This is a genomic window from Curtobacterium sp. LFS084 (assembly GCF_047977705.1).
GTDB lineage: Bacteria > Actinomycetota > Actinomycetes > Actinomycetales > Microbacteriaceae > Curtobacterium.
In genome coordinates this window covers 68,905-92,468 of record NZ_JBFPFM010000004.1, presented here as the reverse complement: position 1 = coordinate 92,468, position 23,564 = coordinate 68,905, and the positions used below count along the sequence as shown (strand labels likewise).

The window sequence follows — 23,564 nt, the reverse complement described above, 5'->3', positions numbered from 1 at the left end:
CCTGTTTGTGGTGCGCGCTACTCCGCCAAGCTAACATTGCTGAAGTTCAGCTTTGAAGGGATCCGTCGTGCCGAACAAGACGGTCACACTGCGCGACGTCGCGGCTCGCGCCCGGGTGTCTTCGACGACGGCGTCTGTCGTGCTCGGTGACCGCGGTCCGGAGTTCCGTATCGCCTCCGAGACGATTGAGAGGGTGCGCGCTGCGGCTGAGCAACTCGGGTACCGGTCCCCCGGCGGCCGACGGCGCCGCAATCGAACCGCGCTCTGGAGCGTGTTCGTCCCGAGTGACGTGGACGTCTTGCCAGCTCGAACGTTCCTCGACGGGGTCTCGGCGTTCCTCGAGGAGCGGCAGATCGCGGTCACGTGTGCGCTCGTGGTCTTCGAGCGTGGGCACCTTCGGGACAAGCTCCGGTGGATGTCCCCAGACGTGCTCGGCGGCGCCGTCCTCGTCGGTCTCGATGACGAGGACGTTGCGTTCGTCGAGAGCGGTGACGTCGAGATTCCGGTCGTGCTCTACAACCGGACCGCGCGCAACGTTCCCTCGGTGATGGTCGATGAGCTTGGGGTCGGGCATATGGCGGCGACGCACTTCCTCGCGAGGGGCATCGACCGGTTCGTCGTCGCCGGCCCGACGCTCATTACGAGTGCGACCTCGCTGCGGCTTGCAGGCTTCTCCGGTGCACTCGTGGCGGCCGGCGACGCGCTCCGCCCAGAGATCTCACTGGAACGTGTCGTCGTCGGGGACGACCAGGCTCTCGACATGGATCGGCTGGTTGCTGCGTCTGAGCGTCGAGGTGTCTTCGTCCTCACCGACACGTTGCTGCCCGCGGTGATGGCTTCACTTGAGTCGGCTGGTGCCGACGTGCCGGCGTCGACGGAGGTGATCGCCTACGGCAACGGTGTGATCAGTGGGCTGTTGCACCCGTCGGTGACAACGGCGACCGTGCCGATGCACGCGATGGGAAAAGAATGTGCCGCGACGCTCGACCGAGCTGTCCGGCAGCCGGGGCCGTCGCGGGACGCACGGCGGGTGTTCCAGGCGGAGATGGTGTTTCGCGACTCGTCACCGGCTGTGCCCTAGATCCACGTCGGTGCGATATCCGCCCACCCTGAGAAGACGCCGACCCCGGCACGGATATACCCCTGCCGGGGTCGAGCATCACGCGGGACGAACGTCACGAACGGTCCGTTAGCGGACGCCCTTGATGCGGTAGACCATCGCCGCGCCGATCAGCGCCACAGCGGCTGCGACGATGAACCACAGCGAGTACCCCGCGCCGAACAGTGCATCACCGAGTGGGATGATGACAACTCCGGCGATCAGCGGGGAGAGCGTCTGCGGCAGGGTGTTGGCGATGTTCAGGACACCGAGGTCCTTCCCGACCTCTTCCGCGTTCGGCAGCACCGCGATGCTCAGCGCCATGTCGACGGAGAGGAAGAACCCGGCGCCAGCGCCGATGAATGCTTCAGCGACGAGGATGAGCCCGAGGCCCCACGTCGTCCCGAGTGCGGGTGCCACCGGGAACATCAGGACACCGACAGCGATCATCACTGCGCCCAGCGCCACGAACAGGCGGCGATTCTGGATCTTGTCGCTCCACCAGCCGCCAAGGATGGCGAACACGACGTTGGCGGACACCAGGACGACCGTCGCGAGGAGGTTGAACTGCAGCTGCTGGCCGATGTCCGTAATGCCGAATGACGTGGCGAGGAACAGGATCAGGTACGTGACCGTCGAGGCGTACCCGAACATGATCATCAGCTTGCTCAGCCACGCCCACCCGAGGTTGCGGTGCTTCGCGGGGTTGAACACGAACGACGCGAAGAACTCACGGAAGTCAAACCGGTCGGGCTTGGTCGTGAGGACGCGGTCCTTCAGTAGGAAGGCGAACATGAGGCAGGCGATCAGGCCGATGGCTGCCGGGATACCCATACGCAGGATGTCGTTCGGGAGCAGGGTGAGGCCGAGCGCGCCGGTAAGGATGCCGAGGGGCGCGGTCGTGCCGATGATGCCGGACACTCGCCCACGGCGAGCCTCCGGAACCTGGTCGGCGACCGTCGCCGTCAACGCGGCCTGTGCGAAGTTCGCGAACAGCTGTGCCATCGCCCAACCGACGATGAGCAGCGTGATGTTCGGTGCGACCGTGATCACCAGGATGCCAAGGAACGTGCCGATCGCGCCGACGATGATCCAGGGCTTGCGCATTCCGGTGCGCGCAGTCGTCCGGTCGGACAAGCGGCCGACGAGCGGCTGCGTGATCAAGGCGAAGAACGCTCCGCTTCCGAGTACCAGGCCAAGGACTGTTGAAGCCTGTTCGAGTCCTACCAGCGCCTGTACGCGGACCGACAGACCGCCGAGACCGGGCGCGAACAGTGCGAGGAAGATCCCATAGGAGCCGAAAAAGTATCTGAGGGCAAAACCCTTCGGTTCTCGCTGCAGGCTGTCAGCAGGCAGTGTTGCGTCCGGTGCCGCTGCGAGCTGGTCGCCGCGTGCTGTTGCGGTCATTGTTCGACTCCTTCGTCGGGTGGTGTACGACTCGCAGAAGCTAACACTGCTGAAATTCAGCGTGGACGCCGTTTTGACGCAGTAATCAGAGTCGCAGGCCGCTGGTCCGCGTTCAAAGTGCCCGCGAGCCCGCCATAGGCCCAGAAGTGACCGAGCAGGTGATGACTACCGCTCGCTACTCGGACGCGGCGAGGCCGACGAGGTCCTCGACGGTGAACCTCCGCTACGCGGGTTCCTAAATCGGCAGATTTGGCCCTTGCATGGCTGCTGAACCACCCACTCGTCCCGGCGGCGATCGTCGAGCCCAGCAAGGGCCGGCAACTCCTCGAGTCCCCTCGCGACCAGGCGGGGCTCTCCGATGGGATTGCCCCGACAGGATCGACGATGAGCAGCGAGCCTGGTTGGCGTCGCTGCCGGCCACCGCTCGGCCGACCCAGGGCGTGCTCGCGTTTTATGGAGCACCGGATGATGACCTGAGCTCTCTTCTGGAAGCAGTCATGCTGAGCGGGGTGCGGCAGCAAGTGAGGACGAAGTCATCCGACGACTGGGCGCCCTCACCGACGAGGCGCTACTGCTCTGTGGGCACACCCATCCTTGGCGATCGATGCGCCTGGTGAGCGGGCCGCTCATCGTAAATTCGGGAAGCGTGGGCTGGGCTGCTTACGACGATGACCAGCCTTGCCCGCACGTCGTCCAGGCCGGAACACCGGACGCTCGGTACGCCGGGGTCGACGACGCGATCGGTTCATGGGAGGTCACATTCCACCGGGCGCACTACGACATCGAGGCTGCAGCAACAGCCGCGAGGGCGGACGACCACCCAGACGTCGAGTACGCGCTCCCCACCAGACGCATACCCTGGAAAGGCGCTCGAACGCGTCCCAAAGCCGGTCTATCGGTGAGGCAGGTCGACTACGAATCGAATAGGCCGAGTGCCGCCGCAACGGCCACAGAGCAACCCACAACTACCGCCACCACGCTCCCGATGTTCGCGGCCAGTCGCTGATCGTTGTTCATCCCCATGTCCCGAGCCCAGAAGTGTCCGACAGCCGATGGCTACCCGAGAATCGGGTTATCCCTCACTTCGGATCGGCGCGATGAACTGCGCGGTAGACGGTCGCTCGCGCCACTCCGAACAGCTCAGCGAGGTCGCTGGTGGTGTGGGTGCCGGCACGGTGCAGCTCGACGAGGTGCCTCTCCTGTGCCTTGTTGAGCTTGGGCTTGCCGCCGCGGAGCTTGCCGGCGGCCTTCGCGATCGCCATGCCCTCGCGGGTGCGTGCGCGGATAAGGTCGGCTTCGAACTCGGCAACCATACCGAGGACGTTGAATAGGAGTCGGCCGACGGGGTCGGTGGGGTCGTAGACCGATCCCCCGAGATTGAGCGCGACGCCCTTCTTCGTGAGCTCGTCCGCGATGTCGGTGGCGTCGCGAAGCGATCGCGCGAGGCGATCGAGTTTCGTGACGACGAGCGTGTCGCCAGCTCGGACGGAGGCGAGAGCTGATCGAAGGCCGGGTCGTTCTCGGGTGGTCCCGGACATGCCGTGGTCGACGTGGATGTCCTGATCGGCGACTCCAAGGGCATGAAGGCCGTCGCGCTGCGCCGCGAGGTCTTGTCCGGAGGTCGAGACGCGGGCGTATCCGATCAGCATGACGGCCACTGTACTGTCAGCCGTACCCTCACCGGGCATTTTTGCGGGACAGTCTGTTGAGACTCAAAACCGAGACGTTTCCTGGTTCCGCGATCCCCTCCCCCGAGGTCGCGAACGCGTCCGGGGAGCGACCGCCTACCGGACGCGCACGTCCAGAGAGCGCGGGACTGAATCGAGTCCTATTCGTAGCGGCCAATGTGGTCGTGGTGGACACCTCTACGCAGCTGCCTGCCGGAGCGATCGAGTGGGTGTGTGACGGGTTGGAAGAGTCGCTACTTTCGTTGATTGAGCCTGCCGCTGAGTTGCCAACGGAGCCCGGGCGTGACGAGTCCGGTGAGCCAAGCTGAATCAGCTTGTCTGAGGGACAGAACGGTTGCGGCTGCGGTGCGACGAGGAAGGGCTGACCTCCTGGGCGATTCCTTGGCGTGCCGCGGTGACGATGAGCTCGGAGGTGGTTCTCGTGGGCGTGTGGATCGTCGTCGCGGTGGCTGTCGTACTGCTGTTGGTGGTCGTCGGGTCGGTCGGAGCTGCGCTGCTCGCGGTGGCTTCAGAAGTGGAGCAGGAAAATCTTCCCGACGACTGAGCAGCAAGGTCAGGCAGGAGTGCCGAGCCGGTATCCGACACCTCGGATAGTGCTGATGAGGTCGCGGTCAGTCTTGCGTCGGATGTAGTGGACGTACGTGTCGACCGTGCCAAGCTGCTCACCGTTGTCGAACACGGCGGACAGCAGGTGCTGCCGCGTGAACGCGCGCGAGGGTTCACTGGTGAGCAGTCGGAGCAGGGCAGTCTCCTTCTCCGTCAACATCACGCGCCCGGTGTAGGGCGAGGTGATGCTGTGGTCGTCGGGGTAGAAGGCCCAGCCGCCGATCTCGATACCGGTGCCGGCACCGGTGTAGTCACGGGTGAGCGCTCGGAGCCGGGCCGAGAGCTCGTCGAAATCGAATGGTTTGACGAGGTAGTCGTTGGCACCGGCGTCCAGCCCGGAGACGCGGTCGTGCAGTTCGCCGAGGGCGGTGAGCATCAGCACGGGCGTACTGATGCGGCGCTGGCGGAGAGTGGCGACGACTTCGGTCCCGTCGATGCCCGGCAGCCGGCGATCCACGACCATGACGTCGAAGTACTCCCTCGCTGCGGTCTCGAGTGCAGACTCCCCACTAGGGCAGAGCGTCACGGCCCAGTGCTCGCCCAGTTCGTCTGCGACAAGCGGGCCGAGCCGAGGATCGTCTTCGACGAGCAGCAGTCGGGGCGTCATGATCGGGCCTTCCGGTCGTGGTTCAGCGCGCTGTCGGCAGTGATAGGGAGGTGGAGGGCGAAGACGGTTCCGCTGCTGTCGGTGCGTTCGACCACAGCGTCACCGCCGGCTCGGACCGCGACGTCGCGGACCAGCGCAAGTCCGATGCCGTAGCCGGTACGGGTGCTCGTTGTCGTGGCCGGCGTGCCATGGGCAAAGCGTTCGAAGACGCGGGTGGGCTCGATGCCGACAATCCCGGGGCCGTCGTCGGCGACACGGATCGTTACACGAGATCGGGTGGTCTCCGCGGTGACGCGTACGTGTCCGCCGGCGCGGGTGTGGCCGATGGCGTTGTCGATCAACGCGACCAGGCACCGGCGCAGCTGTGTGTCAGACACGCATACGCATACGCATGCGTCGCTCGGGCTGACGTCGAGGCGCACATCGCGGTCCGCGGCGAGGACGTTCATGTCGCGGTGTACCGCGTCCATTGCCGCGCGCAGGTCGGCGGTACCGTCCGGATCGGCGGTCCCGGCGGCTGCCTCCAGGAGGTCGTTGACGATGTTGATCAGTATCTGCGTGTCGTCGCGGAGCTCGTCGACGACCGGACGCCGGCGGTCCTCTGGCGGGGTCATTCGTTGCAAGCGCTGTACCCGGGCGTTGAGCACCGTGAGTGGTGTTCGCAGTTCGTGACTGGCGTCGGCGACGAAGGTGCGCTGCATCCGTGCCGCTTCGGCGATCGGTCGGACCGCACGTCGGGCGATCAGCCACGCCGCAATGCCGGCGAGGACGATCGCGAGACCACCGACACCGACGACTGCGATGCTGAGGTCGACGGTGTCGAGGTAGATGTGGACGTCGGTCGGGCCGGGGCGCTCGTGGAGTTGGCTCGGTGTCAGTTGCCACAGCACATACGCCACGACGAGGACGATGATCGCGATCACCAGCGCTGCCGACACGACCGCGACGCGAAGTGCGATGCCGATCACGGATCGGCGGTACGCCAGCCGGTCCGGGTCGGTGTCTGTGCCGGATCGGAACGACCATCGAGCCAGCGTGTCTGCAATCGCTGATCGCCATCCGTCCGACATGTGACCCCTTCCCGACGAGTGACGCCGGAACGCGAGGGGGGAAGCGTTCCGGCGTCACTGTGTTGGCTCGATCCTGCCTCACTCAGAGCAGCACCGGCTGGTCGAGCATTACCGTCGCTGGCCAAGGAACAGCCAAGAAAGCGGCGTTCTGGCTGCAAGGTCGTTTCTTGGTGAAGTCTTGCGTGCCGGTTTCTACCGTCGGAGCACCGCCGTTCCCGCGAACCCGTGGCACGGCTCGTCCCGACGAGGAGAACACCATGTCCCACTCGCCTGCAGCGCCCGCGCCTGCCCGGATCCGCGCGAACAAGGTCCCGGACCCGACAGCGTCGTTCTGGATCATCAAGGTCCTTGCGACCACCGTCGGCGAGACTGCCGCGGACCTCCTCAGCGACACCGTAGGGCTGGGGCTGCCGCTGACGACGCTGATCATGGCGGTCGCGCTGGCCGTGTTCCTGGTTCTGCAGTTCCGGGCGCGCGCGTACCGGCCGCCGTTGTACTGGATCACCGTGGTGCTGATCAGCATCGTCGGGACCTGCGTCACCGACAACCTGACGGACGGCCTCGGCGTCCCCCTCGCCGTCAGCACCACCGTGTTCGGTGTCGCACTGCTCGCCGTGTTCATCATCTGGTACCGCACCGAGGGCACCCTCTCGATCCACGGCATCGACACCGTCCGCCGAGAAGCGTTCTACTGGCTCGCGATCCTGTTCACCTTCGCGCTCGGCACCGCCGCCGGCGACCTCATCGCCGAGCAGACCGGACTCGGGTACTTCCCGTCGCTGCTGCTCTTCGCCGGCGCGATCGCCCTCACCGCCGCCGTCTGGTTCATCGGCCGCCGCGGCCCGGTGCTCTGCTTCTGGATCGCGTACATCCTCACCCGACCGCTCGGCGCCTCCACCGGGGACCTGCTGTCCGCGTCAACGAAGGACGGCGGCCTGGGCATCGGGACGATCACCACGAGCATCGTGTTCTTCGTCATCATCGCCGCGATCATCAGCTATCTCGTCATCCGTCTCCGCCGCGACGACACCGCGCAGCGCACCCGCCTCACCGTCTGACCCCGACCGCTGGTGTCGCCGCCGATCTGGACGACGGCGGCACCAGCCCTCCGCTTGTGAAAGGCATCTCGTGCTCTCCACCGTTCCGCTCGCCGTGAGCCTGTTCGACGCAGCGTCCGTCCTGCACGCTTTCGGCCCGTACGTCCTCGCCGGGATCGCGCTACTGATCTTCATCGAGTCCGGGGTGCTGTTCCCGTTCCTGCCCGGCGACTCCCTCCTGGTCACCGCCGCGATCATCAGCAGCACTCTCGGCGTTGCCCCGTGGCAGGTCGCCGTCGTCGCGTCCGTTGCCGCGGTCGCCGGAGACCAGGTCGGCTACTGGATCGGCAAACGGTACGGCCGCCGACTGTTCAAGGACGACGCCCGCATCCTCACCACCGCCCGCCTCGACGAAGCGGAAGCATTCTTCACCAAGTGGGGTGGCCTGAGCCTAGTCCTCGGACGGTTCGTCCCGATCGTCCGCACGTACGTGCCCCTCGCGGCGGGGACCGCGCAGATGCACTACCGCCGGTTCCTGCTGTTCAACCTCATCGGAGCAGTCTCCTGGGCCTGCGGGCTGACCGCCGTCGGCGTGCTCCTCGGCGGCATCCCGTTGATCGCGCACAACATCGACGCGCTGATGATCGTCATCATCCTCGTCTCGATCCTCCCGATCATCATCGGCGCACTCCGGAAGCGCCACGTCGCGCGGAAGCGGCGCGACGCACCCGCATCGCCCACCCCGCAGACCAACTACAACCGGGCAGACCGCGACCGAGCGGCCGGCGAGCGGTGAGGACCACAACAGTCCCCCGGAGCCGGGTGCCCGCACCCACCGTGTCGTTCTGGGTGATGAAGGTCCTCACCACCGCGATGGGGGAAGCGCTCTCCGACTTCCTCGTCACCCGGTTCGACCCCGTCCCGACCGTGCTGGTCACCGCGGCGCTCTTCGCCGTGGTCCTCGCCGCGCAGCTCCGAGCAGACCGGTACCGGCCCTGGCTCTACTGGGGCACCGTGTCCATGGTGGGCGTGTTCGGCACCATGGTCGCCGACGTCACCCACGTCGCACTCGGCATCCCGTACGCGGTCTCAACGCCGGTGTTCCTCGTTGCCCTGGTCGTCGTGTTCGTCCTCTGGCGCCGGGTCGAGGGCACCGTCGACGTCCACACGATCACCAGTACCCGGCGGCAGCTGTTCTACTGGGCCGCCGTCATCGCAACGTTCGCGATGGGAACCGCAGCCGGCGACCTCGCCGCCAGTACTCTCCACCTCGGCTACCTCGGCGGCGGACTGCTTTTCGTCGGGCTCATGGTCCTCATCGTCCTCGGCAGGCTCGGCGGTGTCCTCGGCCCGGTGGCAGCGTTCTGGACCGCCTACGTCCTCACCCGACCCGTCGGCGCATCTTTTGCTGACTGGGTTGCCGTCTCTAGGAGCCGTGGCGGACTTGATGTGGGGACCGGACTGGTGAGCGGGCTCCTCGTCGCCGCGATCATCGTCGGGGTCGGATGGGTGAGCGCCGCGCACACCCGTCAGCAGTTCGCAGGCACCGTCGGCTGAGTCGAGCAGCGCATGAGGCAGCAGCACCGTTCACCTCTCCTGACAAGACGTCAGGTGTTGGCTGCCGGCCTGTTTGCGGGCGCGGCGGTCGCATTGAACGACAGCACCACAGCGACGACAAGGGCGGTGCTGCCGACGGAGGGCGGCGCTAGTCGTGTGTCGACACCGAATGCCGCGTTCGAGCACATCGTCGTGCTCATGATGGAGAACCGGTCGTTCGACCAGGTCCTCGGCTGGCTCTACCCGAGCGGAGAACCGCGCCCAGGACAACGGTTCGAGGGGGTCGCGGGACGGTCGTGGACCAATCCGTCGCTCTCCGACGTCCCGGTGCCCGCGCACCGGTTCGCCGGGAATGTGGACGACGTGCTGATCAGTCCCGCGGTGAACGCTGGGGAGGGCTTCAGCCACACGATGCGGCAGCTCTGGGGATCTCACGACCGTGACAGTGCGCCGACGATGGATGGGTTCGTCGTCGACTACCAGGACCATCTGCGGAGCTATCTTCACCGCGATCCCACCGTTGCAGAGTACGCGCAGGTGATGGGCGGCTTCAGCGCCGGTGCGCTGCCCGTTGTGTCCACCCTCGCGGAACAGTTCGGGGTCTTCGACCATTGGTTCTCCGCAGTGCCGACGGACACGTGGCCGAACCGTGCGTTCTTCCACGCAGCAACCTCGAACGGCTTCATGTCGAACGCCGGTGGCGGCGGCTACGGGAAGTGGTTGAACGCGCCTCCGGTCGCGACGGTGTTCAACTCCCTGCAAGGCGCCGGGGTTCCGTGACGGGTCTGTTACGACGCTTCTCAGGTGATCTCGTTGACAGGCATCCTGGCTGCACCATCGATCCAGCAGTACTGGCAGAGCAACTTCCGGAGCATGGAGCAGTTCCACGTCGACGCGCGGACCGGTGACCTGCCGGCGTACTCCTTCATCCAACCGCGCATGGTCTACAGCCGGAACTCCATGCATCCGCCAGCGTCTGCGGCCTCGCCCTGGGCCGGCAAGTACAGCAAAGCCCGTGGCAGACATGCTCGCTGCGGAAGCGCTGATCGCCCGCGCCGCTGTTTGCCGCCGCGAACCGGACGACGCCGCGCCCGGCATCGTGGCCGGTCGTGACGGCGCCGCGGGTTCCGCGTCCGCCCGCATGGGCGGCTCCTCGAACGTCAGGACGCGGTGTGGCACCGAGTACGGATGTGCTGCCGGTGCTGCTCGCGAAGTTCGAACCCGGCACGGTCGCTCCGGTCGATCCGAGTACTGCGTACGAGGTTCCTCGTCGAGCACGGCCACGGACTGTTCGGGGTCCGAGACGACGGTCTCGAACCCTGACCAGTGTCGCATTCCCCGCAGTCAGCGCTGCAGCTGATATTCGACGATTGTGCTGCGGTGCTCGTGGAACTTCCGCGCTGGTTGGTACCCGAGTCGTGCAAGGTCAGCCATCCCGTACGTGTCGGCTCGCCCGTTGATGGCGTACTCCACCAGCCACACGCGGCTTACCCCATCGAATCGTCCTCGTGCCGCCGCTGCAGCCGGCGTGTACGCCGAGTCCCGCCATGTGTCCCGCGCCCAATAGGGGGTCTCGAGGGTCACGTCCCGCACGTTCCGGAACCCGTCCGGGTAGGTGTGCAACGCGAGCCGGGGGTTCCGTGACGGCCGGGTGGACTCGTCGAACACGACCGCGTCCCCGGATCGTGCATGGGAGCCGATGGTCGCGCTGATGTTCGCCCAGTCGCTGTCGTTCTTCGCGTACGGTCCCCGCTGCTGGACCCAGACCGGTGCGGAGACCGACGTGATCAGCACGGCGCCGACGACCGCCACGACCCCCGGACGGCGAACCAGCCGGCCGATCCGGTCCACTCCAAGCGCGATGAGGATCGCCGCCGCCGGTGCCGATGAGGTCATGTACCGGCCGGAGAACATGGGGTGGACCAGATTCGCGAGGACCAGCAGCGTGACCGGGACGAGGAGCCAGGCCGCCGCGACCACGGTCAGTGACACCGGGGGCATGGTCCGTGACGTCGGCCGTCCGAGCTCAATGTGTCCTCGTGCCAACCGCCGCCGCTGATACAGAGCCGAAGCCCCCGCACCGGTGAGCGCGAGGACGATCAGCGCCCACGCCAGCACCGCGTACGGGACGCTGCTGAACCAGAGTCCGACGGTCAGCGAGGTGAACGTCACGGTCGTGCGGTGCGCGAGGAAGGCGATCTGCCCGCTCTCGGACGCTCCCGCGACCGCGATTGGACTGATCAGCACCATCACGATGAGTGCGGCACCGATCCACTGACGGACAAACCGCCGTCCTGGCCGCGAGGAAGCGATCACGACGACGTGGACCGCGACGAACAGTGCCGAGAAGAGGAACAACCAGATGCTGACCGTCAGGAGGACCACGTAGGAGATCCACCACCGACGGGCGGGAGCGCTGCCGGCGAGGAGTCGGATGAGGACCCACAGCGTCCAGCCCGCGAGGGCGGCGCTGAAGGCGTAGGAACGCGCCTCCTCACCGGCGTAGGTGATCCGAGGGAGGGTGCAGCAGATCGTGCCGGCGAGGACAGCTAGGCGGACGTCGCTGAGTTCGCGCACGAGCACGACGACCGCTGCCGTTGCAGCGCCGGCAGCGACTGCCGAGGGGAACCGGACCGAGAACGCGGACGCCCCGAAGAGGTCCACCCAGAGGTGGAGACCGGCGTAGTAGACCCCGTGCACCGCGTCGACGTGCTCCGTCATGCGGAGCAGGCTCGCCCAGGACCGCTGCGCGGAGAGCACGCTCGTGCCTTCGTCGCCCCAGAACGACGGGATCCATGACCCGGTCGCGGTGACAAGCACCGTGATGGTGCCGAGCACAGCCGGGAGGAACCAGCTCCTGTGCGTGATTGCCGTCCGGATCATGAAGCGTCCCGGACGACGTTCACCGTCCGCACGATCTGCTGCGGCATGTCCTCCCCGCCCCACGTGAGCTGAGCGCGCGCCGGTGCTGAGCGGGCGAGTCCGTTCCAGAACGTGGACCTCCCGGACGCGTCGACGACGACGTCGAAGCCGGTATCTGCGAGCATGCGATGCCACTCACGGCGGTTCGAAGGTGCCTCCGACCCGAGAAGGTGCCGCACCCACGATGGGAGTGTGGATCCGTTGCGGGAGCCTTGACGGACGAACTGGCGGATCCGCGGATCGAGTCGTCGTTGCGCGTCCAAGTACCAATCGGAGCGCGCGTCCGAGAGCAGCACGGACATATCGAGCTCCGTGAGGTCGAGTTCGTTGATCGTCCGGACGACGTCCGCAACGAGCGCCTCGTGCGCCGCCGCGGGGAGGACGACCAAGACCGAGGGCGGCCCGGCCGGGGCTCGGGTCGTTCCGGGACGGTCCTGGAACACCGCGGCAATCAGCCGTTCGGTGGCGTGACCATCGTCGTAGGGATTCATCCGAGCGCGCATCGCTTCCGCTACATCCCCAACGTCAATCGGAGTGTTCACCCACGCTGCCACCCGCTCCGGCGCAGTCTCGACAGGACCCGGCCACTCATCGGTTGGGATGGACAGCCCGCGGTAGGAGGCGTACTCCTCGATGTCCGGTGCGAAGAACACGATCGGGCGCTCGAGCGGGAGGAAGTCGAAGAAAATGCTCGAGTAGTCCGTCACGAGCGTGTCCACCACACCGAGCAGCAGGTTCGTGGGGATGTCGTTCGGCACCAGGACACCGGCTGCAGCCGGGTTCCGAGCCGCGAACCGGTGCACCACCTGGTGGGTCTTCAACAGGACGACGAACCGATCCGGATCGAGTGCGACCTGGATCCGGCCGAGCTGGCTGAGCAGCAGTTCGGCGTCGTCGCGGGGGCGGACGAACGAGGTGCCCCGCCACGTCGGTGCCCACAGCACGATCCGCCGATCCCCGACAGGAAGTCCGCGCTCCTCGAGGAGCGCGCGGACGTCCGCGCGTCCGCGGTCGTCGAGGAACTCCCGGTCGATCCGCGGCAGACCCGTCGCGAGGACCGGCCGCCGCACGATCCCGTCAAGCCGGTGGGCACGCCGGTAGAGGAACTCCGTGGTGTGGTCGTTCGGCGTGACCAGCACATCGGCGTGCAGGAAGTTCCGGACGACGTTCGCGACGCGGAACGCCGGGTCCCCGATGTCGAAGCCCATGTGCTTGAGCGGGGTGCCATGCCAGGTGTTGACGTAGACCTGCCCCGGACGCTTGTCGAACTGCCGGTCGAACGTGGCGTTGCTGATCAGCCACCCTGCCGTGACCAGCGCGCGGTCGTACGCCGCCGATCCCGGCGCGACGAACCGGACCCGGGGATGGTGGGCGAACTCCCGGCGGACCGAGGCGTTGTCGTTCTCGTCGGAGAGCGACCACACGTGCCGCTTCGATCGGTGCCGTGGATCGTCGAGCAGGGCACGAAACAGCGCCTCTGGACTGTCCAGGACGCCGTTGCCGTTGAACGACTCGTACAGGACGAGGTCATGGTCGATCGGTCGCGTGGACCAGAAGGCACGGACCTCGGCCGACCAACGGCGGCGGACTCGGCGGCGGACCCGACCGATCCGGGCACGGATCGTCATGATGTCCCCTGTCGTCGGTCCTGCGAGCACTGTCGTCCACGATCCTCCGGCAGGCCGGGGAGCACGGTCGATAGGAACGCACCCGTTGCCAGGTCGTTGTACGCCGCGGCGTCCAACGACGTGGGGGCCACGCTGCCCCGGAGGAATGCTCGAAGGCCGTCTGCCAGTCCCTCATCGGACAGCGGCGTGACGTAGGCGCCACCCTCGGGGAGTGCATCGGCGACCGAGACGAAGCCGGTTGTCACGATCGGCTTCCCCAGGACCGCCGCCTCGAGGATCACCATCGGCTGGCCTTCGTGGTCGCTGGACACCACGAGGCAGTCCGCTGCGGCGACGAGCGGGAACGGGTTCTCCACGACATCCGTGAACACGACGGCCTCGCCGACCCCGAGCGAATCGGCGAGCTCCTGCAGGTCGGTCAGCAAGGAGCCGCCGCCGACGATCAGCAGACGGGTCTCCGGGTGTTCGGCGTGCACGGCCGCGAACGCGCGCAGCAGGCGTCGGTGGTTCTTCTCGGGCGAGAGCCGCCCGACCGTCACGAACCAGGTGCTGCTGTCGGTGCGCTCGAGGAGCGACGTCCGCCACGACGACGCTTCGATCGGCGCATCGGACATCAAGCGGATCCGGTCGGCGTCGACGACGTTCGGGACCGTAACGTAGGTTCCACCGGCGATGCGTTTCAGGGCCTGCTCGTTGTGGGCGGAGAGCACGGCGGACACCGAGACCGCTCGGTCGAACTGCGCGTACAGCCCGGTGACGAACCGCAGCGATCGCCGCATGCTCGGCCTGCCGTCGACCTCCCGGTCGAACTCGGCTCGCATGTCGTTGTGCAGCCAGATCGACCTGCGGACGGGCGCCGGCGCATGCAGGAGGAGCTCCGCCCAGAACGGTGAGTACCCGCTGAAGTCGACGACGGCGTCGAAGTGTGCGTCGCCGAAGCAGCGTCGCCACTCCGCGTCCCACAGGCCGCGCAGCCCGGGCGACGTGGCATGCGCCCAGGTCGATGCGCGACGTTCGGCGAGCCGACGGTGGAGGTGCAGCAGCTTCGACCCGTTCATGCCGCCCACCCGCTGCAGCTGACGCACCCGCGGGTCGAGGCGTCCGCGGTTCACCACCCCAGGGCCGCGACCGGTCTGGTTGTACGTCACGGTGACGTCAATGCCCGCGTCGACGAGGCGGGGAAGCAGGTTGACCGCGGCGCTGGTGATGCCGTTCGAGCGCAGAGCGCCCACGTGGACCAGCAGGCTCGGCCGCGCGTCACCGCGCAGGGACCGGACGGCACCGCGGACGGGGATGTGGTCGCGGAACAGCAGGTCGACGACGCGGTCCGCCGCGTGTCCGTCGTCGAACGGCACCAGACGGTGCCGCAGTTCGGTGTAGGCGTCCCGATCGGTGTCGGCCACGCCGGTGCGGAGCGCGTCGGCGACGGCGCCGGCGACCTCGGTCGCGGTCGTGCAGCGCGGGCCCGGCCACCCGTCCGTCAGGTAAAGCCCGCGCGTGGACTCGTACTCGTGGTCAGCGTCCGCGGCGAAGACGAGCGGCTTCCCGGTCGCGAGCCAGTCGACGACGATCGACGAGTAGTCCGACACGAGCACCGCGGCCTCACCCAACAGCAGGTTCACCGGCACGTCCCCGGGCACGAGTCGTCCCGCCAGTCGGGGCTCCGCTTGTGCTGCCTCGGCGACGACCTGGTGCGGCTTCACGAGGACCGTCCCGGGGATGCCCCGCCGGCGGAGGAACGCCTCGACATCGTCGGCCAAGGACGCCATCGCCGCGGAACGGTCCTCGGGGTCGGCGAACCGGTCTCCGCGCCAGGTCGGCGCGTACAGCACGATCGGTTCCGATCCGACCTGGACCCCGCCGTCCCGCAGACGACGACGCAGCCGGACGCTATCCGGGTTGACCTGGCGGTCGAGGCGGGGGTACCCGACCTCGAGGACGTCCGCCGAAGCGAGCCCGCGCAGCCGGTACGCGCGCTCGTACATCTGCTCCGTCATCCACTCGCTCTGCGAAAGCAGATGCGTGGCCTGCAGGAAGTTCCGGATCGTGTTCGCCGACGCCGTCGCACCGTCGGGTTCGTCGAAGCCCATCCGCTTCAGCGGGGTGCCGTGCCAGGTGTTGAGGTACCGCTGCTCCGGCCGGCGCGAGAAGGACGCCGGGAACGTCGCGTTGTTGATCAACGTTCCCGCGGTGGCGAGGTACCGCAGGTACTCGGTCGAGTCGCGGCGGACCACGTGTGTCTGCGGCTCGCGGTCGAGCGCGGGGCCGATCGAGTGAATCGTCTTCGCGTCCAAGACCCACACGTGCCGGAGATGCTGGAGGTCGTCGGCGGCGAGCAGGGCACGCCAGATCGCCTCGGGATTGCACGCAGCGCCGTTGCCGCCGAACGACTCGTACAGCACCAGATCCGGCTTGACCGGGCGCGACCGCCAGAACGCAGCGACCTCAGCGCGGACAGCACGACGCGCGCGGCGGGCAGCGGATGCCACTGATTGGGCCTTCGGCATCGCGAACCTCATGTCGGAAGCGTGACGGGAGGCGACCCAGATTCCGCTAAGCAACAGATCTGTGACGATTCTTGGTGTCTGCCACGTGGGGTGAGCCCATGACTCAGCAGATTTCTGACGGTACGCGCAACGATCGATCCGGGATCCTGCGACAAGAACCACACCCGGGCCGAACGCTCCTCACCGCTGCTGCCGTCGTAGCGGCGATCACGGTCCTGGGATTCCTCCTCCGCAGTCACCCCATCGACGCGTCGCTCGCCTCATGGCTGAACAGCGCCCACATCGGAGTCGTCGCTGCGATCAGTACTGCTGTGTACGCCGCGTTCTCGCCGGCCCCTGCGATCCTCATCACCATCGCGCTGACAACACTGGTGTGGTTTCAATCTCGCCAGTTGCGCGCTGCCGCTGCGTTCGCGGGGACAGTCGCAATCACGTGGATTCCTTCCGACGCTATCAAGCTCATCGTTCACCGCCCGCGCCCCGACGCGGGCACCCTCCCCCACCCGTTCACGCCCGCTCAAACCGACCCATCGTTCCCAAGCGGACACGCTGCGTTCATCACCGCTCTCGTCCTCGCGCTGCTATTCGTCATCGGCGACAGCACCCACCGCCGAGCTGCGCTCACTGGTGGCACGGTCTTGATCGCGTTGATCGCAATCGCCCTGAGCATCGACGCTGTGCACTACCCAACCGACGTTCTCGCATCCATTGCCTGGTCGACCGCAGTTGCGCCCGCCGCTCGGTATCTCTCAGCCAACGTGATCGTCCCCCGCATCCCCGGACTTCGATAACGGCAGCGGTAGCGGCAGCTCACGATCGGCTACCGCACACGTCGCGGCGATTCGGGAGCCCGCGAAAATCCGGGGACGCGGTGTCTCAGCAGACCCGTCCGGCGATCTGCCCGCCGATGGTTCCCTCCGTGAGACACGGTGGGGCTTCTGGTGGCACGTGCTCCAGGTCAGGGCTCGGGAGTGTCGGTCTGCGTCGTCAGTGCGGCTGCGAGGTCGGATTCCGAGGGCAGGGCAGCGCGGACCGAGGGTGGGAGGAGGTCGTAGCTAGCGACACCGATCGGGGTGTGCTGCCCCGCCAGGGAGTACCGGACGACGGCGTCGTTCTTGTCCGCGACCAGCAGCAGCCCGACGGTATCGGCGTGCTGAGGCCGGCGGAGTTTGTCGTCGACGAGCGCGACGTAGAAGCCGAGCTGGCCCAGGTACTCGGGCTTGAACTTCCCCGTCTTGAGCTCGATGACCACGTACCGGAGCTGCTCGACGTGGAAGAACAGCAGGTCAACATAGAAGTCGTCTCCGTCGACGTCGAAGTGCACCTGCCGCCCCACGAACGCGAAGCCCTCGCCGAGCTCGCGGAGGGTGTCGATGATCCGGTCGACGAGTGCCTGCTCGAGGTGGCGTTCCTTCGCGTCGCCATCGAGAGCAAGGAAGTCCAGCACGTACGGGTCTTTCGTGATCTGCTGCGCCAGGTCCGACTCCCCCGGCGGGAGCACCTCAGCGAAGTTCGTCGGCGCCGCCCGCAACCGCGTGTGCGCCTCTGACCGAAGCTGGTGCTCGAGCACGTTCCGCGACCACCCGTGCGCGGCCGCCTGACCGGCGTACCAGTCCCGGAGCTCATGATCATCGAGCCGGTCAAGGAGGACCGTGATATGCCCCCAGGGCAATTGTCCAACAGCCTGTTGGACAACTGCATCCGCCGACCACTCCCCCGCGAACCGGCGCATGTAGAACAGGTTCGCCCGGGAGAACCCCTTCATCTCGGGGAACTCCGCACGCAGATCCGTTGCGAGCCGGCCGATGACGTTACTGCCCCACCCTTCATCGCCCTGGCGCTGCAGGATGGTCGCGCCGATCCCCCAGTAGAGGCGAATCAGTTCGGTGTTTACGCGGCGCTGCGCGGTAAAGCGGGCCGCGCGGACCTGCTGCTTCAGTTCGGCAAGAGCAGCGGCATACCCGGATACAGCCGGCGACGAATCAGACATCACCACTCAGTCTGCCCGACCAACCGGTCTGCAGAAGAACGTACGAAGCGTTCTACGGAATCAGTTATGCCAGGGTGGAGATGACCCCCGAGCGAAAGGCGACCTCCACTATGGCGCAGAAAGTCACCACGCACCTCGTCGACGACCTCACCGGCGACACCATCGAAGACGGCCACGGCCGCACCGTGTCCTTCTCTTTCGATGGCGGCCACTACGAAATCGACCTCACCGACGACAACGCCGACGCGCTCCGCGAAGCGTTCTCCGACTACGTCGCCGCAGCACGCAAGGTCACGGGCCGATCCGGCCGCACTACTGCCGGCAGCGCGCCGAAGCGTGGAAACTCGGAAGAGCTCGCGAAGATCCGCGAGTGGGCGAACGCGAACGGCCACGAAGTCTCCTCCCGCGGCCGCATCAGCCAGGCCGTCCGCTACGCATACGACGCCGCACACTGACGTCCCCCCGACACAGAACAGCCGGCCACCCCTCGGGTGGCCGGCTGTGCTCTCGCTGGTAACGACACGGAAGCTGCGGCGGCGACGGGACTGACTCATGCGACTCCTGCCGTTCCGTCGGGTAGGAGGGCGGTTCGTCCGTTAGGACGCTGGCTCGACTCCGAAAGCTGAGGGGCTCCGGCGGATGGCGTGCAGCAGTCCACGGGCCTTCCACGTCCCGGCTCCGACCTCGATCGAGTATTCCCCCGGGGCATCGATCCGGTTGGCGATCGCCCGGTAGTTCCGCTGCGTCACGCCTTCCCAGAGGATGAGTTTCCCGCAGTCATCGGTGGTCACGATGACCCGCGGATTCGGGCCGCCGATGCCGCGGTACGACGAGCCGCGCGCGGTCCCCTCGACCGACGTCACGTGGCAGCGAAGCGTGAGCCGGTGCTCGAGATCGTACGAGCGCAGGACGGCCGGAGCGACGAAGATGACCACGACTAGGAAGACGAGAACACCCATACCGCCGACGAAGCGGACGACACCGCGAACCTGCCTACGGTCCGCGGCCGTCATCGGTGCGTTACGCGAGCGGTCGGCTCGATGGCGGCTCACGCGCGTCCTCTCGTCGGGTGACCCATCCATACTGGCCGACCAGCGGCTTCATCGGCTGCCCCCCTCGTCCCCTAAGTGCACGCAGCGGCCAAATCGGGCGACGCCAGCACTCGGACTGCTGGCCACGTTGCATCCTCCGGGCGTGCGGCGTCGGCGATCAGAAGCGCGGGAACTCGAACGCGAACACCGCTCCCTCGCGCAGAGCAGCCGCCACTCTCGAAGCGGCCGGCTGTTCTCGTTCGCGCCGATACGACGAAGTTATGTCAGCGGGCGGACGCCCGCCTCACTGAATGCGTCTCGACCAACTCAGTCTTCGGCTGAAGCGACGGATCCCACGTACGACATCGATCCGCCGCTCGGAGGCGCTGGTGTGGACGTGTCAGCCGCAAGCTCACTCGTCCGGAACTCTTCCGCGGCGGGCTCCACGGTGTACTCGACCACCTCGACTGCATGGCTTTTGAGGGCGTCAAGCACCTCGGCCGGCGTGACGTAGAAGAACTCGCGTCGGAGGTTGACCTTGTTCACCCGCTGGTTCGCGAACGTCTGGTGCAGCATCGTTTCCACTCCGACAGCGTCGTCGGCGAAGAACAACGCGTGCACGTCGAAGCGGAACGGCACTGACGCGTCGCCGAGTTCGATGACGCGGTCCATCGGCTTCAGGCGCCTCGTCATGCCGATTTTCACCATGCGTTCCCCGAACGCTCCGACGTTGGAGATCACGTACACGTAGCCCGCTCGCACATTGGCTGCTCGATAGTCGACATCGGTGATGGCGCGGTCGACGTCCTCAAGTCGCGCTTGGACGCGCGCGGCACCTTCCGCGTCGCCGTTTGCCTGCAAGGCAGCAAGAGTGGATAGGTAGTGCTGGCGTTCCTTCTCGAGTCGGTCGTGCTCGGCTTGCAGTTCAGCGGCAGCGCGCTGCTGCTCGCGGAGTTCCGCTCGACGTTCTCGCTCGCGTTCCTTTTCCGCCTGCACCGTCTGGAGGTGCTCGTTGGCGAGGGCGATCTCCTCAAGCCGCATCTGGTGGTAGCTCGGTTCGATGCGAAGATCGATCATGGTGCCGCTCTTGGCGATCTGCTCCGCGGCCTTGCTGAGCCGCGTCTGTGCGACGTGCAAGTTGCCAGCTCGAGTGGCCTTGATGGCGTTCTCCGCTTCCGCGTTGTAGGCACGCAATAGCACCTTCGCCATGTCCGTCATGAACTTCCGGCCCTGTGCTTCGGAGTTATTGAATGTGAATCGTGGCGCCGTGGTCACCGCGCGCTTGTCGCGAACTGCGTTCTTGATGCGGTAGCGCAGCGCTTCCAACTTCGACGCAAGCTCCGTTGACGACGCAGCTGGGTTCTCGAAGTCAAAGAGCCCGACCGCCTGGAGTTCAACCGCGGCGGTCAAGTCGACCAGCTCTGCTCTTCCGGCACTAATGCCCGCGTTGATCTCATCGCGCGTCGCGCGTGCCTCCTGAGCTTGCTGCTCAGCGGCACGAACGCGGTCCTCGGCGCTCCGAACCGCTTGCTCTCCCTTGAGCCGCTCGGCCGCCTGCTCGACGGTGAACCTTTCGCGCGCGCTGGCCTGTTCCTTCGCCAAGAGCTCGCGTCCGTGCAGCTGCTCGGCCTCGAACTCCGCTCGAAGGGTTGCGAGCTGACGCTCTTGCTCGGCCCGGTACGCATCGACATCATCGAACTCACGCATCTGGTAGCGAGCAACAACCGCCTCGCCCGCCTCGATCCGGGCCTCGGCGGCACGCAAACGCTCTCGCGCCTCCCGCTTCGACAACTTCTCCACCGGCTTGTCGCGCGGGGCAGGGACGGCCATTCGCGGCGACTGCTCCGCCGCTCGGGCAGCACGACGCGTTTGCGGAGCGGCCGAGCCACCGGTGCCCGAAGGCTCATTACCGCGATCAGCTGGCGCCGGCTTCTTGAGCTGCACATGCTCGGTCCACCTCTGGCCGTCCCAGTAGCGGACGAACCGCGGATCCTTATCGTCGTACCAACCGGCAGGTGCTGCTGACATTGCTTCAGCTTACGGAGCACAGCACCAGTCGACACCCCCCGGTCCGGGTGCCCCATCCGACGCGGACAGTGGCGTTGGGTCGACCATCGCCGATACCGCGCTCTTATGTCAGGTCGCCCCGTATATCGGGATATTACCTTGGTGGCGCACTGAGTCTCGAACGCACTCGCTCGATAACGGGAAGATTATCAAAAACTGCACGATCTATCGATAGCTCGAACAAATCATCCAAGCGGTGCGCAATCTTCACGCCACTAAAGCACTCGAAGCAGAATCGCAACGCTGACAATAGATCATGGCTGTTGACCAGCAGCCAAACGTCTACCTCCTTCAGGGCAACCTCAGCCTCACCCACGATCGCCTCTTTGTTCGGCGGAACATGCTCGGTTCGCAGCAGCGCTAGCTCCACCACGTCCCGAATCCCTACGGCCAGCGATGACTTGTCCATCACTTGACGAAGCGGGAACTGTTTCATGTTGAGGAAATGTTCATTCACAATAGACGCGAAACGTACTGCCCCTATCTGCAAAGCAGCGTCAAACGCGCGGGTGACGCCCTCCTGCGGATCAAGCTCAGTCTCTTCAAGGTAGCGGCGAGAGACACGACGGAGGCACAGTTCATCCGCATTGCAAGCATCCATGTATAGGTCGTACATGTCCGTCAAGACAACATTGTCTGGATACGCGTCCGCAGCCCCATTGAGTCGATCGAAGTCGGCATCCACCAAAAATACCGCGCGGGTGAGAGCTGAGGACGCCAAGACCGCTGCCTCCAGCAAACTTCTCTTTCCATAACCCACGACGACATCGACTTTGTCGCTCCTCAGGAAATCTGCAAGCAGATTGAAATCGCTCTCTCCTTCAACGACGACTAAGCTATCTTCCGCTCGAGGAGGGTCCATCATCAAGAGATTAAACAGGTCTGTTCCGTCGAGATCACTCCTCATCTTCACGCGGCCCAAGCTCACGAGTCCGAGACCACCAAGACCCAATGATTTGGGGAGAGTGCGTCGCAACTACGAAACGAAAACCACGAAGCTCGGCAACTCGCGATACGTCTGCAATGAAGTTCTTCTGCCAAGTGACATGGAGGGATATCTCAGGCTCGTCGATCAGAACGAGCGCACCGGGCTTCACCCTGAACAGCAAGTTATACATCAGCACCAGTTCGTGCTGCTCCCCCGTAGATAGCCCACTCGGTGGAACTTTATGGCCCGTTGTTAGAGATTCGACCGTCAGACCGTCATCCGCGTTAATCACAATTCTCTTACGCAAGAAGCGCGCATTAACGAGCTCCTCAAGCAACGTGATACGCCGCAAAAGGTCGTCGAACGTTGACAGCTTCTCGGCGTTGTCTTTCAGGTAGGTAGTCAGGACGGCACGCTGCCACGGGGCCAGCTCTCTTTCAGAGAGGGGTACATCCATACCTGCGGATGTAAGACCGATACCGACCAGGCGTTCGCGGCGTTCGTCCTGCGATTGGTACTCACGCCGGATAGCCTCCTCTGTGAGAGCATCCTCGACATGCTGGTCGATAATGCGCTTAGGAAACGATCGGTCGAGTCTTTGCGAGGCAAGCGAATTGTCTGCGAGCGAACGTTCAATGCGCTGCTTGAGGTCGCCAGCATAAGCATCCACGTTCCACTGTGGCGAAGACTGGAGATCGGGGCGATGCCGATTTGTAGGTATCGGTATATTAGTGAGACGCTGAGTTTCAATCAAATACGTCGTATTATTCTCGAGGAAGTCTTGAAGCTCAGCCGGTGGTCCTGCATGGACGAATCGCCGACTGCGGGGTGCGCCATACCGCCGCCGAAGCTCTCCCCACTCCATAAGTTCTCCGTCAGACGGGTCTCTCCAGAGATCCGCTACGCCGGGAACGGGTACATACGGAGACAGCCGCGCAACTCTCCGGCGGATGGCTATATCATCCTCAACCGGTGCCGGCCAGTTGATCAACTCTTTACTACGCGCATCAGACAGCTGATACACGACACTTTCGGCCACATCCTCCTCTAGGGTTTCGTCGCTCTGCACCGTCTCAACTTTGGAAACGAGCAAGCTACGTCCAGCGTCATCGGTCAATTCCAAAGTAGAAAACCAAGAGGCGGCAAGCCTGTTGTAGTCAAGATTAACTACAGCATCGATCAGCTCGAGGAACCTTGTCTTGCCAACACCGTTGAGACCGTAGGCGATTGCAAATTGCCAGTCCGGCTCCAGCTCGATGGTGTGGTCGAACTCCCCAAGGAGCCCTTGCACGGATGCAGTCGTGAGCACGCTTCTCCCTAATTTCTCTCATCTTAGGTCGATCTCCATCGTCCTGGTGCAGCTCCAGGGTCATAGTTCACGACGTGGATAAGTTGCGCTGGGGTATACCTCACTGCTACG

General features: G+C 65.6%; 19 protein-coding genes and 1 pseudogene. 8 read left to right on the top strand and 12 right to left on the bottom strand.

Annotation, left to right across the window (positions count from 1 at the left end; translation table 11 throughout):
- Positions 1-67: 67 nt before the first annotated feature.
- Positions 68-1,081, top strand: coding sequence for a LacI family DNA-binding transcriptional regulator (locus ACNQOV_RS04320; RefSeq protein WP_416393503.1), 1,014 nt, complete (start codon positions 68-70; stop codon positions 1,079-1,081).
- Positions 1,082-1,189: 108 nt separating this feature from the next.
- On the opposite strand, the gene ACNQOV_RS04315 is transcribed toward ACNQOV_RS04320, so the two are convergent.
- Complete coding sequence (locus tag ACNQOV_RS04315) at positions 1,190-2,506, bottom strand: MFS transporter (RefSeq protein ID WP_416393502.1); 1,317 nt, start codon at positions 2,504-2,506, stop codon at positions 1,190-1,192.
- 1,079 nt (positions 2,507-3,585) lie between these two features.
- Entirely contained in the window at positions 3,586-4,155 is a 570-nt protein-coding gene (locus ACNQOV_RS04310; protein WP_416393501.1) for a recombinase family protein, read from the bottom strand.
- 433 nt (positions 4,156-4,588) lie between these two features.
- On the opposite strand from ACNQOV_RS04310, the gene ACNQOV_RS04305 reads away from it, so the two are divergent.
- Positions 4,589-4,738 (top strand): hypothetical protein, encoded by a 150-nt coding sequence (locus ACNQOV_RS04305; protein WP_416393500.1) that lies wholly within the window; start codon positions 4,589-4,591, stop codon positions 4,736-4,738.
- A 9-nt stretch (positions 4,739-4,747) separates the two neighbouring features.
- On the opposite strand, the gene ACNQOV_RS04300 is transcribed toward ACNQOV_RS04305, so the two are convergent.
- The gene (locus ACNQOV_RS04300) at positions 4,748-5,407 is read right to left on the bottom strand and encodes a response regulator transcription factor (RefSeq protein WP_416393499.1); all 660 of its coding nucleotides are present in this window, start codon (positions 5,405-5,407) and stop codon (positions 4,748-4,750) included.
- Positions 5,404-6,375: a sensor histidine kinase gene (locus tag ACNQOV_RS04295; protein WP_416393498.1), complete on the bottom strand. Its 972-nt coding sequence runs from the start codon at positions 6,373-6,375 to the stop codon at positions 5,404-5,406. Before ACNQOV_RS04295 ends, ACNQOV_RS04300 begins: the two co-directional genes overlap by 4 nt.
- Positions 6,376-6,734: 359 nt before the next feature.
- Here ACNQOV_RS04295 and ACNQOV_RS04290 point away from each other — a divergent pair, with 359 nt between their 5' ends.
- The 4 genes and pseudogenes from ACNQOV_RS04290 (at position 6,735) to ACNQOV_RS04275 (ending at position 10,184) form a co-directional block, all read left to right on the top strand.
- Complete coding sequence (locus tag ACNQOV_RS04290; protein ID WP_416393497.1) at positions 6,735-7,535, top strand: hypothetical protein; 801 nt, start codon at positions 6,735-6,737, stop codon at positions 7,533-7,535.
- Positions 7,536-7,629: 94 nt separating this feature from the next.
- Positions 7,630-8,310 carry a DedA family protein gene (locus ACNQOV_RS04285; protein WP_416393496.1) on the top strand — a complete coding sequence of 227 codons (681 nt, stop codon included), beginning with the start codon at positions 7,630-7,632 and terminating at the stop codon, positions 8,308-8,310.
- A gap of 26 nt (positions 8,311-8,336) precedes the next feature.
- Complete coding sequence (locus ACNQOV_RS04280; protein ID WP_416393495.1) at positions 8,337-9,071, top strand: hypothetical protein; 735 nt, start codon at positions 8,337-8,339, stop codon at positions 9,069-9,071.
- Between the two features lie 12 nt (positions 9,072-9,083).
- A pseudogene (locus ACNQOV_RS04275) lies at positions 9,084-10,184 on the top strand (alkaline phosphatase family protein).
- A gap of 231 nt (positions 10,185-10,415) precedes the next feature.
- On the opposite strand, the gene ACNQOV_RS04270 reads toward ACNQOV_RS04275, so the two are convergent.
- Genes ACNQOV_RS04270 through ACNQOV_RS04260 form a run of 3 tightly spaced genes read right to left on the bottom strand, consistent with a single transcriptional unit; the run spans position 10,416 to position 16,140 of the window.
- Positions 10,416-11,954, bottom strand: coding sequence for a glycosyltransferase family 39 protein (locus tag ACNQOV_RS04270; protein ID WP_416393494.1), 1,539 nt, complete (start codon positions 11,952-11,954; stop codon positions 10,416-10,418).
- Positions 11,951-13,621: a CDP-glycerol glycerophosphotransferase family protein gene (locus ACNQOV_RS04265; RefSeq protein ID WP_416393493.1), complete on the bottom strand. Its 1,671-nt coding sequence runs from the start codon at positions 13,619-13,621 to the stop codon at positions 11,951-11,953. Before ACNQOV_RS04265 ends, ACNQOV_RS04270 begins: the two co-directional genes overlap by 4 nt.
- Positions 13,618-16,140 carry a CDP-glycerol glycerophosphotransferase family protein gene (locus ACNQOV_RS04260; RefSeq protein WP_416393492.1) on the bottom strand — a complete coding sequence of 841 codons (2,523 nt, stop codon included), beginning with the start codon at positions 16,138-16,140 and terminating at the stop codon, positions 13,618-13,620. The genes ACNQOV_RS04265 and ACNQOV_RS04260 overlap by 4 nt, the downstream gene beginning before the upstream one ends.
- A gap of 86 nt (positions 16,141-16,226) precedes the next feature.
- Between ACNQOV_RS04260 and ACNQOV_RS04255 the strand changes: the two genes are divergently transcribed.
- Positions 16,227-16,919: a phosphatase PAP2 family protein gene (locus tag ACNQOV_RS04255; protein WP_416393491.1), complete on the top strand. Its 693-nt coding sequence runs from the start codon at positions 16,227-16,229 to the stop codon at positions 16,917-16,919.
- Positions 16,920-17,086: 167 nt separating this feature from the next.
- Here ACNQOV_RS04255 and ACNQOV_RS04250 read toward each other — a convergent pair whose 3' ends face one another.
- On the bottom strand, positions 17,087-18,118 hold the full coding sequence (locus ACNQOV_RS04250; RefSeq protein WP_416393490.1) for a PDDEXK nuclease domain-containing protein: 1,032 nt from the start codon (positions 18,116-18,118) through the stop codon (positions 17,087-17,089).
- A 110-nt stretch (positions 18,119-18,228) separates the two neighbouring features.
- Here ACNQOV_RS04250 and ACNQOV_RS04245 point away from each other — a divergent pair, with 110 nt between their 5' ends.
- Positions 18,229-18,573: a histone-like nucleoid-structuring protein Lsr2 gene (locus ACNQOV_RS04245; protein ID WP_416393599.1), complete on the top strand. Its 345-nt coding sequence runs from the start codon at positions 18,229-18,231 to the stop codon at positions 18,571-18,573.
- Positions 18,574-18,714: 141 nt separating this feature from the next.
- On the opposite strand, the gene ACNQOV_RS04240 is transcribed toward ACNQOV_RS04245, so the two are convergent.
- The 4 genes from ACNQOV_RS04240 to ACNQOV_RS04225 all read right to left on the bottom strand — a co-directional run bounded on the left by ACNQOV_RS04240 (position 18,715) and on the right by ACNQOV_RS04225 (position 23,453).
- Positions 18,715-19,131: a hypothetical protein gene (locus ACNQOV_RS04240; protein WP_416393489.1), complete on the bottom strand. Its 417-nt coding sequence runs from the start codon at positions 19,129-19,131 to the stop codon at positions 18,715-18,717.
- Between the two features lie 345 nt (positions 19,132-19,476).
- Complete coding sequence (locus ACNQOV_RS04235) at positions 19,477-21,177, bottom strand: DUF4041 domain-containing protein (protein WP_416393488.1); 1,701 nt, start codon at positions 21,175-21,177, stop codon at positions 19,477-19,479.
- 133 nt (positions 21,178-21,310) lie between these two features.
- Positions 21,311-22,129 (bottom strand): hypothetical protein, encoded by an 819-nt coding sequence (locus ACNQOV_RS04230; protein ID WP_416393487.1) that lies wholly within the window; start codon positions 22,127-22,129, stop codon positions 21,311-21,313.
- Positions 22,113-23,453, bottom strand: a complete 1,341-nt coding sequence (locus tag ACNQOV_RS04225; RefSeq protein ID WP_416393486.1) for an AAA family ATPase — start codon at positions 23,451-23,453, stop codon at positions 22,113-22,115. The genes ACNQOV_RS04230 and ACNQOV_RS04225 overlap by 17 nt, the downstream gene beginning before the upstream one ends.
- Positions 23,454-23,564: the final 111 nt, after the last annotated feature.

Excerpts from the sequence above, each read along its gene's own strand:
- ACNQOV_RS04255 (WP_416393491.1), top strand. The coding sequence starts at position 16,227 with ATGACTCAGCAGATTTCTGACGGTACGCGCAACGATCGATCCGGGATC.
- ACNQOV_RS04260 (WP_416393492.1), bottom strand. The coding sequence starts at position 16,140 with ATGAGGTTCGCGATGCCGAAGGCCCAATCAGTGGCATCCGCTGCCCGC.
- ACNQOV_RS04270 (WP_416393494.1), bottom strand. The coding sequence starts at position 11,954 with ATGATCCGGACGGCAATCACGCACAGGAGCTGGTTCCTCCCGGCTGTG.
- ACNQOV_RS04315 (WP_416393502.1), bottom strand. The coding sequence starts at position 2,506 with ATGACCGCAACAGCACGCGGCGACCAGCTCGCAGCGGCACCGGACGCA.
- ACNQOV_RS04235 (WP_416393488.1), bottom strand. The coding sequence starts at position 21,177 with ATGTCAGCAGCACCTGCCGGTTGGTACGACGATAAGGATCCGCGGTTC.
- ACNQOV_RS04310 (WP_416393501.1), bottom strand. The coding sequence starts at position 4,155 with ATGCTGATCGGATACGCCCGCGTCTCGACCTCCGGACAAGACCTCGCG.
- ACNQOV_RS04245 (WP_416393599.1), top strand. The coding sequence starts at position 18,229 with ATGGCGCAGAAAGTCACCACGCACCTCGTCGACGACCTCACCGGCGAC.
- ACNQOV_RS04300 (WP_416393499.1), bottom strand. The coding sequence starts at position 5,407 with ATGACGCCCCGACTGCTGCTCGTCGAAGACGATCCTCGGCTCGGCCCG.
- ACNQOV_RS04265 (WP_416393493.1), bottom strand. The coding sequence starts at position 13,621 with ATGACGATCCGTGCCCGGATCGGTCGGGTCCGCCGCCGAGTCCGCCGC.
- ACNQOV_RS04240 (WP_416393489.1), bottom strand. The coding sequence starts at position 19,131 with ATGACGGCCGCGGACCGTAGGCAGGTTCGCGGTGTCGTCCGCTTCGTC.
- ACNQOV_RS04290 (WP_416393497.1), top strand. The coding sequence starts at position 6,735 with ATGTCCCACTCGCCTGCAGCGCCCGCGCCTGCCCGGATCCGCGCGAAC.
- ACNQOV_RS04250 (WP_416393490.1), bottom strand. The coding sequence starts at position 18,118 with ATGTCTGATTCGTCGCCGGCTGTATCCGGGTATGCCGCTGCTCTTGCC.